Raw genomic sequence first — 16,828 nt, 5'->3', positions numbered from 1 at the left:
TTGCCCAGTACTGAATTCAAACGCTTGCAGTTGTAGAAGCCGACGATATAGTCCGTTATGTCGGCCTTGGCCTCCAATTGGTTGGCGTACTGTCGCTGCCAAACACGCTCCATTTTGAGGTTCAGGAAGAAGCGCTCAGCGACGGCGTTGTCCCAGCAATTGCCTTTCCTGCTCATGCTGCAAACGAAGCCGTGCTCATCGAGCAGGTCTTGGTACAGCTTGCTGGCGTACTGGCTGCCACGGTCAGAATGGACGACCAAGCCTGGTGCCGGCCGCCGGTGCTGGATGGCCATGGTCAAGGCCTTGCAGACCAGCTCTGCAGGCATGCTCGGGGCCATAGACCAGCCCACCACCTTACGAGCGAACAGGTCAAGCACGATGGCCAGATACAGCCAGCTGGCACCGGTACGGATGTAAGTGATGTCAGTCACGTAGGCCATGTCCGGCGCAGGCGGATTGAACTGCCGATTGAGCACGTTAGCCGCCACCGGCAGATTGTGTTTGCTGTCAGTGGTGTGGACGACCTTGCGCTTCCAGACGGGCTTGAGGGCCGCTTTACGCATCAAACTTCGTACCTTGTAGCGCCCGATTACGATGCCTTGGTTCGCCATTGCTGTGACCATGCGGCGGCTTCCATAGCTTTGATGGCTGGCCACAAATGCGGCCTTCAGGTGGACGCTTGTTTTGCACAAAATCGGTTTAGCAGAACGACGCCGCGCCTCGTAGTATGCGGAACGGCTGACGGACAGAACACGGCAACTCTGCTGGACCGGGATGGCCTCCTGTTGCAGCTGATGAATGAGTTCAAAGCTCATTTCATTTCGCGGGCAAAGAAGGCCGAGGCCTTTTTTAAGATGTCAACGTCCTGGCGAAGTTGGCGGTTTTCGAGCTCCAGCTGGCGTATGCGCTGCTGCTCCGTGGTGAGGGGCTTGCCTATCCCTGGCTGGCCGTTCTATTCGTTACCGTACTGCGTCAGCCAACGCCGGATCGCAGTTGAACCGATGCTCATGCTCTCGCTGACGTTCTGGACGCTCAGGCCTTGTTCTTTGATCATACGAACGACTTCCAGCTTTAGGCTGGTATCGAATGTCTTGCGTTGTCTTGGCATGTAATGCCACTCACGTGGTGGATTTTCCACCTATTGATGGGCTTCCCCCATGACGACGGACACTTTCGATAGGTATCATGTCACTATCGGAGGTCTTTCATGGCACGTCAACGTAGGTCGTTTTCTGAAGAGTTTAAGCGCGAAGCTGTAAAGCTGGTCGACCAGTCCGGCGCAAGCAAAGCGGATATCGCAAGGGATCTTGGTATATCGGGAAGCCTGTTGGCCCGCTGGTACCGCGAGGAAGAAGCTGGCAAATCGCCCGCTGCAAAGGCATCCGATGCTGTGTCGGCAGAGGAGTACGAGCGTATGCGCCGCGAGCTCGCAAAGGTCAAGACGGAGCGCGATATATTAAAAAAGGCGCTCGGCTACTTCGCTGCAGAGCCCAAGTGAAGTACGCCTTTATTGCCAAGCATCGGGCAATCTGGCCTACCCGAACCATGTGTCGAGTCCTTGGTGTTTCCCACAGCGGCTTCTATGACTGGTTTGAGCGGCCACCCAGCGCACGTGACCAGGAAAACGAGCGCCTGCTTAAGTCCATTCGTCTGAGCCATCAGGCTAGCGATAACACGTATGGCTCTCCTCGTGTCTTCCGTGATCTGCAGGATGCAGGCCATGCGTGTAGCGAGAACAGGGTGGCGAGATTGATGAAAGCCGCAGGATTAAAGGCCCGCCACAGGCGGCGACAGAAGCCTGGTCAGGTTGACGATGTCGTGCATTCGATTGCACCAAATCTTCTGGATCGCCAGTTTGAAGCTACAGCACCTAATCAAAAATGGGCTGCCGACTTTACCTACGTTTGGACGAGCGAAGGATGGCTTTTCGTTGCAGTGGTACTCGATCTGTTTTCCCGCCGCGTGGTGGGTTGGTCGATGCAGCGAACGATGACGTCGCAGCTTGTGATGGATGCCTTGCTGATGGCAGTGTTTCGACGTGGCCGGCCCAAGTCAGTGCTGCACCATTCCGATCAAGGATCGCAATACACCAGCGAGAACTTCCAGCGTCTGCTTGATTCACATGGCATCGTATGCAGTATGAGCCGTCGCGGAAATTGTTGGGATAACGCGGCAATGGAGAGCTTTTTCTCGACGATGAAAACAGAGCGCTTGGCCAAACGGCATTACAAAACTAGGGATGAACTACGCGCTGATGTGTTCGATTACATCGAGCGGTTCTACAACCCAAGACGCAGGCATTCAACGTTGGGCTACATCAGTCCAGTACAATTTGAAAATTTAAAAAGCGCCTAGAGGAAGTGTCCGTCAAATCGTGGGAAGCCCATGAGGTGCCCGGACAAATTAGACCACAGCACTCAAGGGATTTTGTGGGGCCTTCAGGAAAGAGCCTGAGTCGTGAGGACAGCTCCTCGAACGCTTTCGCAGTCGTGTAGACCTGTGATACTCCTTTGAACCCCTGGCTAGCTACATCGACGGCTGCAGTGATCATGCCATCATCTGCGTCAACCCCAACAATACGCGATTTACGACTCCAAATTCCATCGCCCCCCTAGGTCTGCGGCCAACAATCTTTGAAGTGCCGTAAAGCTGGATTGCAAAGGCCGCTCCTGGCCGATTCCGGCCGGTCGGGCTAAGATAACATGTTGCCAGGCCGAAAAACTAGCGGCCTGGCACAACAGGCTGCTCAGGCTCTAAGCAGACATGCCTAAGCGTCAAGATGGCTGGAAGTTTCGGACCTAAATATGTCTACCCCAGCAGGATGCCATGCATACATGCCCTGCGATAGTCCCGCACGATGCGTAAAAGTAATGGAAGCCAAGTTTGAGGCAATCAAACTAAGATGCGTACTCCAATCAGCGCCTCTCGAGAGAAGATAGCTATGAAGCCTCGGCAAGACAGAGAAACTGCAAAGCTCATTGCAGAGCTCACTATCAAGTGCAGCAGAGCGATAGAATCTCAGCATGATCGCGGACTAACACGTTCTGAGACTCGTTGTAATCTATCTCATTCATTTTTTAGTTGCATGCACACCTCTGGACGTTGTTTGGGTGCAGCTATCTTATAAGCCGCTTGAAGGGCATCGTAAAATCGGCAGCTAAGGTAGCCGGTTGCGACCTTGTTGGGAGACCCCGGATTGACAGCCTTACGCGCCGCCACCCAATTGGATCGTTCGTCATCGAGATAATTATTCAGAGGCTTCCCCGCATACCACTGGCCCTGTACACCTTGCACCAACATCCTAATAGCTATCGATTCCTCATAAGCTAAATCAGGATAGTCTTTAAGTGGAATATTGAGTTTTCTACCTACGTTTTCGTAGTTATAGTCATGGGTAAGTTGAACAAATCCGCGCCCAAAGTATGCCCTACCGCAACTATCCTTTTGACCATACCTGCTGCCCCTTAACTCGGCACGGCTACAGATCCTTTTACATCCACATGCCTCGCCGACATGGCTTGAAAGTAGTCCACATGTCTCCCTGTAAGCAGTACCAAGCATAAGGGCCAAATGCTTTGGATGAGTCGGATTCGTTCCCTCCCAATGATCCAAAATCGAGTTAACCGAGGCTCGTTGTTTGTCATCCAATAATCCTTTATGGAAATATACCTCTTTCTTTATTCCCCCTTTATTTATAAACACAAATACTTCTTTAGAATTTATTATGTCTTCCATTTTCTTCCAAAAAACCTTACGATCAATTAGAATCTCACTCGGTGTGGCTACAGGAAATTTTAGTTCTTCCGCAATCTTCCCAATATTGGAGCTCGGGCAACGGGACTCTTGCGCAGCGGATTCGGCATGCGCTACTCTTATCATTCCTAGGTATATAAATATTGACACTGAAAATATTTGTCTTACTACAGTGAAAATATACATAGCAGGCTCCTAGTTTAGAAAAATTATTGTAGTATCAATATTTTTTCAATCCAACGCATAAGTATTAATGACTTTATTTATTACCCAAACAAAGAGAGGCTAATTCTTTACATTCTAAGTAATAGTTAAAAATTTGCCGCGTGGCACTGTAGAATATGATTAATTAATAAATTTTTTACAGTTAATATTAAATGTTCTTTTTGACTGCACTCATATTTACAGCCAAACTTACTAATCCGGTAGCCATCACACTCCGCGCTACAATGCGTTCGGCACCTCCCCTCGACAATCTTTTAACCACTTAGCGACTTCCTCTTGACTTGATTTATCCGTCTTTATTCTTGCAACGGCATCATAGCAAGCTGCCATCCCGAGGTTCTTATAATACTCACCAAGACCATGCGCGAGATTTTGTGAAGCCACGCCCGTGGAAAATACCTTGCCTAACCCGACAGAAGCGGCATTTGTCTTGACTCCTGTATCTGCTTCGAAACGCCCGTAGACAGAATAAGAATCTTTTCGGGTTAAATTATTGAGCTGCTCGGCTATTTTTGCCGCAGGCGCAAGCTTTTCTTGAATAACCTTTTTATCGCTATACGTTCCAAATGCTGTTGACATGGTAGTCTGCGCCTCAATAATTTTCGAATCCAAATTTTGAAGCTCAGCCTTCTGCTCTGCACTGAGACTTAACGGTGTTAATGCTTGCATTTTAAGGCGCAGCTTTAAAAGTTCCGATTCCTCTTCCTGAGTCAGAGGTGTGCCTGCGTTTTTTTTGTCCTCTAACGGCTTTACGTATCTATTTATTTCCCCAAGAGCGGCCGTTTGCTCGACAAATTTCGCATCCGTAGCGGATAATTCTGCCTTGCGTTTGTTGAGTTGATTAACATTAGCTGCGGCACCGTCATACTGCTTTTTCGCAGTATCTGTATCTATAACGGCTTGTTCGTATTCTTTACGAGTTTTATCCGCTTCTAGCTGACTAACAGTTGGCTTGTTTGTTCCAGTAGCGCTATCTCCTATTATCGGAACCAACTTATAAATCTCGTTAATGCAGTGTTCGGGTGTGCCTTTACATTCTTTCGCTACCGCGACAGGTACATAAGCGGCGTCCACTTGCTTATAGCCGACGCTAAGTGAGATACCTGGCGTTTCAGTAGAAGTAGCCGAAATATCAACCCCTAAAGTTGCTTTAGATGAATATACCAATGGGGCTTGCTCTAATGCGGAACAGCCAGTTAGAAGAACGGCAACAGATGTGATGTACGCAATATATTTCATTTTACTGGCTCCCTAAATAAACAAATATTTTTAATTTTTTCAGCTTCCGGAAAAATTGAAAGCAACTTTCTTATCTCTTCTACGTTGTTTGAAAGAATAATCACTTCACACCGCCCCTTCGGAATCTCTATTCTGGTTTCATTAAGCCAACCAAGGCTAAAATGACCATGAGAAATAAATACTCCGAAGCCCTCGTATTTGATTATCTTTGACGTATGATTGAGCTCATCTTCTGTTGCTATTGGATTAATAGAAGTGCAAGCGCAGAAACTAACCGCGATAAATAAACGCAGTGCTAGGCAATGCATAAATGAAATAAATGAATTCACCATTTTTTCAGGTTACTCTTGGTTAGTTTTTTGGTCAACTAATTGACGGTAGTGTGGTATATAGATTACAGATAGCGAGTTGATAGTGACTGCGATTTAGCAGTCGGCTTCAGAGCTTATGAAATTCCGGATCAAAGCGAAGTGGGTTCGTGCTACACGGCCGGAAATCGGCGTTTAGCTCATCTCGTTATACATAAGTGGAAGTGCCGCATCCGACAAAACTACATACATTCAATAAGTTAGCTAAGCCCTTGTGAGCTCTGGCGACATAGCATTTACTCTGCCTTTTGCGTGGCGCAATTGGAAAACAGATCGGCAAGCTGGACAATGACAGAATTTGGCAACTTGATCTGGGCGATGCGCGCCTATACCTGCGAGCGAGGGCGATGATGAAAAGTATGGCCGCGGCACCAACGGCAAGCGCGACGAAGGCCTGCAACGGTTGGGGAGAAACAATGGCCGCGTATCGCTTCTTCGACAATGACAGCGTGGAGTGGCAAGCGATCCTAGAACCGCACTGGCAGCAAACGGAACAATGGATAACGCAGCAATCGGTGGTGCTGTGTTTGCAATACTGGACAGAACTGGACTTTAACGGACAGCACGCCGACGGCTCGGGACCGTTCAGCTACGATGCCCAGCGCGGCATGTATGTGCATCCGACTGATGCCGTAGCGACTGCGCGAGAACCGCTGGGAATACTCGACGTATGGATGTAGGCACGCGAGCTCATGGACGAGAACGGCCAGCGGGGTGGGTGGTCCGCACTCAGCACACGATAGACGATCGTGCGGTGCAAGGCGCCCATAGCAATGTCAGTCCTTAAAGCCACATGGAAGCACTATATTGCTTGCGATCTTGCTAAGCAGTAAAGTGAGTAAGCATAGCTCTGCTAAGCTCTATAATTCTCGGCGTTGCTTATCATGTACACTTGGATTCAATCATTATTGATGGGTTATGGACGCCGGCAAAGCAAGCTATGCTTGATGATTATAACGTTTTCATGACGTGGTCTGTAAATAATTGGCAATAATTAATTCGCGCATCTGCGCCGTAGTTATTTCGCCTTTTATGTAGCGCTCTACTAGTTCCATATAGTACGCATCGGGCTTGAAGCCTTCAATGGCCCAGCTAGCTAAAGTTTGCTTCACTGCTTCGGCACGGTAATTTTCAGGATCAACCTGCATATAGTCCTTTCGGCTCGAAAATACAGCCTATCACTTAATGATGAAGTATGCTGCTCACAGCAATCCGACGACTTCTTGTACAAGTTTCCCATCTTGGTCAATTACGCCTATCCGCTCGTTTTTCTCGCTTGCCATAACCGCAAAATCAAATAGAGCAAACGCTCGCCGCACGATGTCGATCTTGTCGAGCCCATGTTGCAAACTGATTTCCTCAAGGCGCTGATTGAGTTGTGGAGATAAGTCCATACTGATCCTTAAGGTTCTGAATTTTTCATCCATTTTTCACCAGCCTTTAAAATTTAGCGCTTCGTCGACTTGAACAGCGAATAGCAAGGCGTTGCAGCTCACCATATTGGTTGAGCCTTTCATAAGGTAGCCAATAACCAACATCCTTACTCTTGAACTTGAGTGCAACGTACGAATTCTCTGTATCGAAAGCAAATAAATCTGCCCTCAACAAGGGCAGAGACCGGAAAAGAAAATAGGTGACTTCTACTCATGTTTGCCATTATGATTCCTCATCATTTTAAGGACCTCGTTTAGCTGGCCTTTTACTCACAGGCCATATATAAAGGTAGGAGCAAAGTGTGAGCCAGAGCATACCGATTCCGTTGGAAGACGAACTAGCATTAGGAGTGCTGGGAAGATTCGCAAGGTTGAACTGCATCACGTCGATTCCATGGGCGCTCAAATCCTTGCGATCAAGTGCTGCTGCTAAAGAAACGCCGTCTGTCTGGCTATTAGCAGCTGCTTGTGGCATTGAAAAAGATGACTTCACATTAAGGCATTCAATGATCCCTGTCCTTTATCCTATCACAGGCCAGGACGGCTCAAAACAAGAGACTTCGCAGTGGCATACCCACGCCAAACTATATGGTTTCGCCAAGTCATGTGATGCACTTAAATGGTGTGCGGTTTGCTCAGTACAAGACATCAAGGTTCGTGGCTTTAGCCACTGGCGCCGCACTCATCAGATCGGTGGAATTGATTGGTGTATGGAACATCGAACCCCCTTATCGCAGGCTAATATTCTACCCATTTTACCCCCTCCTTCATATCAGCTAGAGCCCCCTGACAAAAATAATATAAAAATTGAAAATCGAAATCCGGCTTTACAACGTCTCGAATACATTCTACATACTTGGCTTAAACAGTCAAATCCTTTACGCGTAAAAGCGTGGAATGTCGTAGTCTCGCAGCGATGCCGTCAGCTAGGGCTAAGGGTCGGAGAGATTGGTAAAAGAGACGTCACCAGCGATTTGATTCGCCAGCAATTTCCTGCATCTTGGCTTCAAAAGCATATGCCTGAGGTCATTGCAAAAAATCGCGGTCAACACATCAGAAAAGTGGACGGCGCTTGCGTTGATAAACACCTAGCTTACCCAACTCTCGCGTGTGCAACAATCCTTTCTGTACTTTATGATGTAGCTGAAGAAGCCTTGAATGCACTCACCGAAGAGAACTTTCGGCTAGATGAACCTACCGATGCAGATACACTCGTACATACTGCTTTGAGTTCTTTTATAAAAGGCGATAGCTTATTTAAAGCATGTACGAAAGCCGGGGCAAATCTGCATGAGGTAGAAGCATATATTAGAAATAAAATCGTTACAAGCATTTAAAAATGCGACGGCATTCAGATGCATGCCCGTAAATTTGGGGTTTCATCTTAATAAGTTGCGTGTAAAATCGGTATTATCATTGACTTGGTCAGCGGTATTCTTGGTCGTTAAAATAAATTTTAAGGCCCGGATTGTTGACGGCCACTGCAGAGGAAAATTGATAGCCTTTCCGATTCCAGGAACCGCGCGTCGAAGTTCCCCCAATGTTCTCTTATCCCTACCAGTCTCCCACGCGCAAGCGAGCTGCTTGAGGGCCGCGGCCATTCGTTCATCTGCTATTTCAACGCGCCTAGCCGAATGATTGGCTCGCGGCACAGGGGGCAAATCCTTGGTCGATGCATTCAGCCACTCACGATCATTCCTATACAACCACGCATAGATCGCCGGCTCCAAAGACCTAATCCCCTTAATCCCCAAGTATGGGAATAAACCTGAAACGTTTTCCCATGTGGCACGCGCGACTGCCTGGGCGCGATCACGCCGGACCTGATGCCACTTTTCTTGCAAGCCAGGTACGGTTCTCAATATCCGAGTCACCGAAACAATTGCTATATCGCACTCAGATGCTACCTGTGCCTTATCGGCACCAGCAAGCAGTTTGTCCACTGCACGAGACCAAGTTGTCGAGAAAACTTTCTTTGGACGCCGCAGGACTTCGATATTCTCCTTGGAAGCCCATGAGGCAAACGTCGTGTACGCGACACCTGCACGGCGCGCCGCCGCTGTCATTGTTGTTTCACCTTGGCTAACTTCCTTTAGTAAGTCGCGGTGGACACTCGACATTTGATTGCACCATGGACTTAATACGGCATGGGCCTCTAGAGGAGTAAATGTAAGAAGTTCGCTATATTCTGCTTCATATAATTCCCGAAAATCAACTAAATTGTCGAACCATGCTGTTATCCAAATCAAATTACGTAAAGGATGAGAACACGAGCGGCCAGATAGAACACGCGTCAACTGACTGCGAAGCAAGAATGAATCAGCCTCATGGTTTAACCCCGGTAGGCAAGTCAGCCTTTTTGCGAGAACGTTTAGATAACGAGATACCGAGGGCCAATGAATACGTCCAGCCGATCGGATAAGGCCAAGAGCCCGTAGCCGGGAGCTGAAGGCTATAGCGATTCGATTCGGATCGGCGAAGCAGCCGCGTCCCTGTGAGACAAGCTCTACGCTGAGCTTTCCCAGTTTCATTAGCCACTCCATCTCCAATGCCGAATTTAGAGGCCGAGCAATTCCCAACAGTGTGCAATTCAGTGTATTCGGCAAAACCCACATCCCGTCAGTGTGATTTTCGCCCGGCGGTAATGTATTGAGTGGAACTTGGTGGGCTGCACATAGCCAAACTCCGGGCAATTGATGACTACGCCGCCAATACGCCCATCCGTGGGTGTACTGATCGTTAGAGATACATGCAGGGCAGGCCTTCAAAGGATGTGCAGCGCCGATTCCACTCGTCAGAAGACCTAAGCGGTATTTCAAGTGAGCAATCCCATGTCCACACATTGAAGCATCGGCCTGGTCGCCCAACTCACTCGGCTTGAAGGGCAAATAGAAGTCGAGAAGTGTCCTTGTACGTATGATCTGGTACGCGGCCCCCAGCATGCCTTGGGTCCTAACTGCCAGCTCAGCAACTCGCGAAGGAAAGTCATGCACAAGCCCTGCACGAGCATCACCAAAAAGTTGGATGGAGGTGTTCCTCGCGTGGCCGTTCGCCGCCAGCTGATGATAGCGGCTGCACCAGCTGAACAACGTCTCATCTGGTAGCGGCGTAAGGCCAATTGGAAGCTCGCACAATTCAGTTTGTGTCTTCATGGCTGCGAGTTAGCTCATCAAGTACAGGAGAAGACTTTTCCTTGGCCGGCCTATTTCTATCCGTCGCCTGCCGAAGTAGCCTCGCTCCGTCAAGCAACGAGTCCGCTGAAACGGGAGTTCGCTTACGCATTGGCAGCACCCTGGCACTGTGGTCCTCAGGAGTGTGCATAGATGAGTCTCGCAGCTCTCGAAGCGTTTTTCTTGCATCAGCACTAATTGTGCTTTCAAGCAGCGCTGCGGATACATCGGGAGGCAGGATAGCGATTTCGCTCTTAGCCGTCTTGCCCGGTTGAAGCTGCTCAGATCTAGCAGGCCACTCGTTGAAGGTACAGACAAGATCCGGTCTCCGCGCGCCCATCGCCGGCGATATCGACAACGATGCAAGATCCTCTATGTCTTTACGGCGCGCGCTATAACTGCGGCAACTATAGGCAAGCCTTACCTCGTGCATCGTAACGATCGCGCCGCCCCTTTTCGACGCTTCCCGGTATGCGTGTAAAAGTAACTCCTTCAAGGCTCGACATAATCCGGCAGTCAGCTTGTGGATCTCCTCAATGTCTGTCGGTTCTGTTATGAGAAAGCGTCCTGGCGCCGCCTTGCAATATTCCATCACGCACTCCGTCCACCAAAACTCGTCAGCTGCTGGTGGATTCAAAACGATGGGCGCAGAGAGCAGCCGGTCCTTCTCTTCTTGTGGACGTTGTAAAAGCTTGTTTACTAACGAATAATTTGCCACAAATAGCAAGGGAACCCCTAGAGTTGCCAGAGTCATGATGAGCTGGGAAGTCTTCGTGCTCGCCGTACTGCTTTGTGTAAAGAACTGCATTTCGTCCACAACAAGTAGGCAGGTAGCCGTCGTTGCTAGCCAATCCCGGACATGAGACATTAGCATCGCGGTATCGGACATCTGCTTTCCGGCTACGGCAATTGGATTGGATATTTCTTTAAGCACACTGCATACTGACTGCTGTCCATCGATCGCGATTCGGCGGACAGGCCACAAGTTTAGTCGCTGTCCTTCCGCAATTAGCATCCCGTCATCGCCGAGTCCACAAATTCGCTCAAATGCTTTCATGAGGGATGATTTGCTTACTCCCGCTAACCCTGTAAGACAATGGATTGGTTGAAAGCTTGAAGACGGCTGTGTGCCTTCGCTTCGATAACGATTATATGCCCGTAATGTTGGATATTGTGATCTTGCAATGTCGCGAGCTTGCTCCACGAGACTTCGCAAAATGGCGATGTGCTGGGGGCCAGGAACGAAGACCTCTTTCCACCGAAGCTCTAGGTTTCTGCAAGCCTCTTCAATACCCATTGCGTCAAAATCATCGATCGGTTTCACCGGCATATATGCTGCACGCCGGATTGCGCCATCTGAGTCCAGTCTTAAAAACCAGGACATCCATTCAGGTTGACAATCTAATTGACTCATCACTGCCTCCCTGCGCGAAGGTAATCGATAATCGCGCGTTTATCTTTTTGAGAATTTTCCTTTGCTCGCCGCGACCGGCCGGCTTTTGTTTCAGCCTGTTCGAAAGCAATTCCGGTATACGATTCAAAAGCGGCCTCATATTCTGACTTGGCAGCCAATCGATGCTGCTTGAGCTCAAGCTTGGCATCGCGACGCAACTGCTGCAACTGCTCGATCTCGAGTATGGAAATATAGAGCTGTTCTTGGTCATCTCGAATGCTAAGCATGGCATCTACTTCCACCAATTCGGTGCCAAGCTCTACCCATAAGTGTCGAACGCAAGCATCAAGAACAAATCCTTTGAGAACATATCGACCGAGAGCATGTGCTTTCTGCAGCACGCCAGAAGTCTTTAGTTGGTCCGAATAAAATCGGGTGTCCTTGAAGTACACCGCATCGTCCCGCACTGTAACATCGACGGGCGTAAGAAAAGCCCTGATAGCATTCTCAAATCCGACCAAGATTCCTTGGTTCCGCCCTCTACGATCTAGGTAATGCCAAAGCGTCGCAGGCGTAGGCAATATTCCCTCACCAAGTACATTGTTGTTGAGCCGGTCACTAACGTCGAGACTATGGTTATCGGCAACCGCGCGGAGTATCTCTTGCGCGGCTATTTGAGGAATCGACAGGCGCGTCTCGCGATAGCGCGGCTTACCCTCCGTTTTAACGAGTTTTGGATGCGTCGTCTCGACCGACGCCTTTGACTGTCCGGAGTAACTTGGTGCAGCCTCCTTAATGATGGGGCGCAATGCTGGGTCGGCCGCATCCGCTTTGGCGGTACTTCCTGGCCCGCGATCATTAATGACATGAGGAGAAACGCCGACGCTCGGCCAGTCCTCATTTTCAATGGAGATACCGAAGAGGTTGCAAAATTGCACTTTGCCGATAGCCGCGCAAAACTGCGCCATGCGATACGCCGCAGCGGTCTCTGAGCCAAACGAAAAGCCAATTCCTACAATCATTCCAGATGCTATGCACCGGATACGCACAACCCATAACGCGGGGAGATGGCTCCCAGGAAGATAGCCCTTTGCTACTTGGTCGCAACAATAAGCGTCCTGCTCTGTTCGCTCCATGAGGTTTCCCACGCTCTCTGCAAACCGTCCTTGCGAATGCTTCAGTTTGTTGCGTACCCGAGAGTGGCCGTACTTATGGGTCTGGCGAACTTCTAGTGGATACTCTTTAGCGATGCGATACGCAAACTGGGCAAGGGACGGAAACGGATTACCATTTGGATGTATAAATGCTTTTTTACCCGAAGGTTCCGTGTGCGCCATACAGCCAAATATTGACACGAGCGTCTCGCGATAAATGCGGCTAAGGTGCCTGCCGGCACCGGCAAACTTACGATAGCCCTCTAGCATGTTCTCGATCATCCTTGGATCATTGGTTGAATAGCCATGATGGGCACCGCGTAATCTAGATGGCCGTCCCAGCTTTTTTACAACGCTGCTGCGATCCCATCGTCCAATCCGATCAACCGTATAGTGCAAGGCCCACCGACTCAGGCCAAAGCAAACATACGCATAGAACGCTGATCGGAATCGGGTCTCATTTTGCTTGGGTTCACACGCTCTTGCGTAAGCGTTTATTAGCTGGTCTGGAATATCAGTGGCAAGTACCTGATAGAGGTCCTGCACCAGAGGCCATAAGTGCTTCAGCATTTGATCTATACGCTGGTCGTGGCTCTTCTTGCGTGACCCGCGCTGATCAGCGTATGTACGCAGGTCTGCCACTGTCATGTTCGATAACCAAGGTGGCAGTTCTGCTTGCTCTTCACACTGGAATATGTAGCCATCGTCGATACCAACTTCGAAGCTATGACGAGACATATAATGGACAACCGGCCGAAACCGAAGACATGGTCTCTCTGGCCTTGTTCTCGAGCCGCGTGCGCTGACTGTAGTCTTATCAAGGCTCTGTGGTGACGTTTCGCTAGGGTCCAGCTGGTTTTTTTCCTGAGCTCTGAACTCCACCAAGAGGACTCGCTGTCGTTCCTGATCACTAAGCAAAAGATGATATACACAGCCTTTGCTGAGTACTTCATAGCCATCTGGGGCGTATATTTGGGTGCCAATTTGCATGATTCGTCCCTATCCCTTTTGACGAGAGAACCAAGGGGCAAACACTTGTAGCGGATCCCGTCGCTCTGGCCGTAGTGGGCTATCGATGAAAATTGCTTCATCCATTAATTCGCTCCTGACATCGCGTTGCCAGAGCGCTCGTCCAAATGCAGAGCGTGCTGTTTCCAGAGAGATGTCATGCCGGCGCATTACTGACAGCAAAACATCAAGTGGGCGTTGCCCAGTTTGCGTACTCGCCTGGAGCCGCTCGCATATTTCGGCGTAGATAGGTAAAGGCGGGCACTCTGTCCTGTGCTTCATCAAGAAAATGCTCCGAATGTTTTGCACGAACATTTCGGGCAAGTCTCGGTCTACGATACGAATAGTCGGAATCCCAGCATCTGCGTAGTAGCGGTCTTCGATAGCGTGCCTAGCTCGTATGGCTATCGCTGACTTTCCGGGCGAACGAGACGGCCTTTCCCCCAGCAGCTTGCGCCCGAACTCTTCGACAGCACCTTTGATGGTCCAGTTGACGCAGTAAGGTCCGTGATCGTCAGCGAGAAAAAGTAAAAAATCTCCGACAAAAGGGTAAGGCACCGGCACTCGTCCAGTTCCATCTGGGTGGTCGATATAGATCCACTGGTGGTACGCGATTAAGTCGAGCCGCTCACAGACACTGATCGTTCCCCGTAGCGGAGGCAGTGCCAAGCCGACCGCACACTCGTGTCCAGCAAGCGGATGGGGCCTGGGCTCCGTGGCGAGTACGCGCTGCTCGTGTAGCTCGAACAGCGAGGGATTGAACAGGGCGACTAATAGCGCTTTTTGCTCTATCGAAGACAGGACATGGCAATAGCGCCCAAGCCCCTCATGCCATACTTGTGCCGGCCGGCTACGGGCCGGCGCTTCTTCGCGGGTAGCTCGTATAGCGGGATCATAACCACGTCCCCATTTCGGCGGATCCTGTCTTCGTAAGATCTCCCTGAGCCGTGGAAGGGTCTTGTGCATGGGCTGAGCCATGGATGTTCCTTTCCTGCCGACGGAGCCGGCATTTTTAAATCGAATGGAAAAGGAAGCCCTTGACTCCTGTCCGATGGACGAGTACATTCAAGTTGATCACAAAATGTTGGGGGCTTCCCCCGCTACGCAACGCCACTGGCTCCTAACCCAGTGGCGTTTTCGTTTGTAGTGTTGACCTACATGATGTTCTCCGGTTCGTTCTAGGATTATCCTTACGAAGCGACTTGGCGGCCTTCGCCGCCCCGACTTGCCTGCGCCCGCTGCTCGCTCAGCCACCGCGCAACGTCTTGAACCAGCGCGAAGCTTCCGCGTCGATGCTGAATCTTGAACACCGGTACAGGCACTGTGCCCCTATACAACGCCTGCTGGAAAGAGAACGCAGATGGGTATCCGAGTACTTTGATGAGTGCTGTCGAGCCTAGTAGCGGGCCATACTGCGCCTCTAAGCGGACAGTCATCTGCTCCGCAATCTTCTGCATTTCTTTGTCCGTAGTGTCCATGTCAAGCCTCGTCTTGTTCACTAACCATGGTATGGCTTTATGATATGCACGACTAGATGCCACGTTTGACATGAGAACAGTGCAAAGGTAATCGATGCAAGTGCTTGATACCACTACGAAATCTTTGTCGGATTTCACTTTCGCATCCCTTACGCGAAAGTCTCCGGCGGAGAGGCGCCGACACATCACCGATGTGTTTGCGGTAATTTGTTGGTTTCATGAACTTCGTATTACTTTCGGTCTGCAGAGCGCCACGGCTATTCAGCAGCGTGTAGATCCGAGAGAGCCTGAAGAGATGATCGTTGCCGCAAGGCGGTGGCGAGGCTACAGGCAAGGTAAGCATGCTCCGTCGGCGCGCATAATTGATTCCAGTCGAGCAGCATGTCCGCAGGCGGTAGAAATTCTTGACTCCCCCCTTTGGCTAGCGCTGCGCTTGGAAAAGTCTGCCTTGTATGCTGCTCAGATGTTGAGAGGAAGGACGTGCGCGCTCGGAGACGACTTACTTGCACGATCGCTGGTAGTTCCAAGGAAGCCAATACACGACTATCGTTGGTTGCGAAAGCGATGTGCGCAGATGGTTCGTGAGGGGAGCCTTGAGGGCCTAGGCGTTTTAGTAGTTTGCTTGCGCCTCGCGCACGCTGCAGGCGAACCTCAGCTTGCAGAAGTTTTTTACCGCTTCGTCGGCGAGTGCTGCTTGGTACTAGGATGTTGGTTTCATGAGCACGGTATCGCACAAGCGTTTGGCGAGTACACCGAGTTCGTTCTATGGCCGGCTTGCACCAATCAACCGTGGTTAGGAAGTTTCAGCTCGGCACATTACCTTCACTCGGTCGGATCTATGCGCAGGCTTATAGTCCAGACTGAAGCTACGGCACAAGCAGCGCTGACTAAAAGAGAAGTGGTGAATTTGCTGATGAGTGCAGTAAGCAAAACTACTCGACAGAGCAAGACTGAAATTAAGGCGTCGAGTTTGAAGTTCGAAGGTCACGAAAATGTTTTGCAGGTGGGTCAATCTAGCTATGAATTCTAGGCGCTCCACGTGCTACTCCGTTGTGCAACGTCAACCTATAAAGAGCGGTTTTCTATCGATTTTTCCCTTCCACACGGGTCAATTTGCACGCAAATTGACCCGTGTTGATTTGCAGCGAAATCTGACCCACTTTACCCAGTAATTTGCAAGTGAATCTGACCCACGTTTAAGACACAATCCTGCTCAACAAGTTGAGTGGGGAACCGGAGTGATCGACGTGGCACTACTAGGCATTATTCGACGCTGGCACATTCGTGACCAGGTCCCCCTTAGAGAGATCGCCAGACGCTTAGGCATCTCAAGAAACACTGTCCGGCGCTACCTGCGCGAGGAAATCACCGAGCCGGCCTACACCGAGCGGCGCTCGCGCAGCGCAATCGACAAATACTCGATTCAACTTTCAGCCATGCTCAAGACCGAGGCAGCACGATCTAGAAAGCAGCGGCGTACGCTAAAGCAGATCCATGAGGACCTGAAGGAATTGGGATTTGAGGGTTCTTACGACAGGGTTGCAGCGTTCGCGCGGGTGTGGAGGGAGGGTCAAACTGAGCGGGTCAATCCATCAAGCAAACGAACA

The 16,828-nt window shown here is 50.1% G+C and carries 13 protein-coding genes and 1 pseudogene; 4 read left to right on the top strand and 10 right to left on the bottom strand.

Going from position 1 to position 16,828, the window contains the following annotated elements:
* Positions 1 to 1,108, bottom strand: a pseudogene (locus ACY65G_RS30290) (IS3 family transposase); the annotation flags it as partial.
* Positions 1,109 to 1,207: 99 nt separating this feature from the next.
* Between ACY65G_RS30290 and ACY65G_RS30285 the strand changes: the two are divergent.
* Positions 1,208 to 2,355 (top strand): IS3 family transposase gene (locus ACY65G_RS30285; RefSeq protein WP_465000989.1). Its coding sequence is split into 2 segments (ribosomal slippage): positions 1,208 to 1,469 and positions 1,469 to 2,355, totalling 1,149 coding nucleotides; the frame shifts between segments, so codons are not numbered across the junction.
* 711 nt (positions 2,356 to 3,066) lie between these two features.
* Here the strand turns inward: ACY65G_RS30285 and ACY65G_RS30280 are convergent.
* The 3 genes from ACY65G_RS30280 to ACY65G_RS30270 all read right to left on the bottom strand — a co-directional run bounded on the left by ACY65G_RS30280 (position 3,067) and on the right by ACY65G_RS30270 (position 5,549).
* Complete coding sequence (locus tag ACY65G_RS30280; RefSeq protein WP_465000988.1) at positions 3,067 to 3,939, bottom strand: glycoside hydrolase family 19 protein; 873 nt, start codon at positions 3,937 to 3,939, stop codon at positions 3,067 to 3,069.
* 258 nt (positions 3,940 to 4,197) lie between these two features.
* Entirely contained in the window at positions 4,198 to 5,217 is a 1,020-nt protein-coding gene (locus ACY65G_RS30275; protein WP_465000987.1) for a hypothetical protein, read from the bottom strand.
* A complete protein-coding gene (locus tag ACY65G_RS30270) occupies positions 5,214 to 5,549 on the bottom strand; it encodes a hypothetical protein (RefSeq protein ID WP_465000986.1) in 336 nt (111 codons plus the stop codon). Before ACY65G_RS30270 ends, ACY65G_RS30275 begins: the two co-directional genes overlap by 4 nt.
* Before the next feature lie 284 nt (positions 5,550 to 5,833).
* Between ACY65G_RS30270 and ACY65G_RS30265 the strand changes: the two genes are divergently transcribed.
* A complete protein-coding gene (locus tag ACY65G_RS30265; protein ID WP_465000985.1) occupies positions 5,834 to 6,265 on the top strand; it encodes an IS4/Tn5 family transposase DNA-binding protein in 432 nt (143 codons plus the stop codon).
* Positions 6,266 to 6,547: 282 nt separating this feature from the next.
* On the opposite strand, the gene ACY65G_RS30260 is transcribed toward ACY65G_RS30265, so the two are convergent.
* Positions 6,548 to 6,733: an antitoxin VbhA family protein gene (locus ACY65G_RS30260; protein WP_465000984.1), complete on the bottom strand. Its 186-nt coding sequence runs from the start codon at positions 6,731 to 6,733 to the stop codon at positions 6,548 to 6,550.
* 54 nt (positions 6,734 to 6,787) lie between these two features.
* Positions 6,788 to 7,012 (bottom strand): hypothetical protein, encoded by a 225-nt coding sequence (locus ACY65G_RS30255; protein ID WP_465000983.1) that lies wholly within the window; start codon positions 7,010 to 7,012, stop codon positions 6,788 to 6,790.
* A 308-nt stretch (positions 7,013 to 7,320) separates the two neighbouring features.
* Between ACY65G_RS30255 and ACY65G_RS30250 the strand changes: the two genes are divergently transcribed.
* On the top strand, positions 7,321 to 8,355 hold the full coding sequence (locus tag ACY65G_RS30250; protein ID WP_465000982.1) for a TniQ family protein: 1,035 nt from the start codon (positions 7,321 to 7,323) through the stop codon (positions 8,353 to 8,355).
* 42 nt (positions 8,356 to 8,397) lie between these two features.
* On the opposite strand, the gene ACY65G_RS30245 is transcribed toward ACY65G_RS30250, so the two are convergent.
* The 4 genes from ACY65G_RS30245 to ACY65G_RS30230 form a co-directional block, all read right to left on the bottom strand.
* Complete coding sequence (locus ACY65G_RS30245; RefSeq protein WP_465000981.1) at positions 8,398 to 10,170, bottom strand: TnsD family Tn7-like transposition protein; 1,773 nt, start codon at positions 10,168 to 10,170, stop codon at positions 8,398 to 8,400.
* The gene (locus ACY65G_RS30240) at positions 10,154 to 11,602 is read right to left on the bottom strand and encodes a P-loop NTPase family protein (protein ID WP_465000980.1); all 1,449 of its coding nucleotides are present in this window, start codon (positions 11,600 to 11,602) and stop codon (positions 10,154 to 10,156) included. The genes ACY65G_RS30245 and ACY65G_RS30240 overlap by 17 nt, the downstream gene beginning before the upstream one ends.
* Positions 11,602 to 13,725, bottom strand: a complete 2,124-nt coding sequence (locus tag ACY65G_RS30235) for a hypothetical protein (protein ID WP_465000979.1) — start codon at positions 13,723 to 13,725, stop codon at positions 11,602 to 11,604. Before ACY65G_RS30235 ends, ACY65G_RS30240 begins: the two co-directional genes overlap by 1 nt.
* A 1,208-nt stretch (positions 13,726 to 14,933) precedes the next feature.
* Positions 14,934 to 15,221, bottom strand: a complete 288-nt coding sequence (locus tag ACY65G_RS30230; protein WP_465000978.1) for a hypothetical protein — start codon at positions 15,219 to 15,221, stop codon at positions 14,934 to 14,936.
* A 1,238-nt stretch (positions 15,222 to 16,459) separates the two neighbouring features.
* On the opposite strand from ACY65G_RS30230, the gene ACY65G_RS30225 reads away from it, so the two are divergent.
* The coding region (locus tag ACY65G_RS30225) for a helix-turn-helix domain-containing protein (RefSeq protein ID WP_464998018.1) at positions 16,460 to 16,828 on the top strand (369 nt) is incomplete at its 3' end.

This window comes from Pseudoduganella sp. jia 12 (assembly GCF_055502675.1).
Note: the sequence above shows the minus strand (reverse complement) of the source record. Positions and strands in the feature narration are given on the sequence as shown.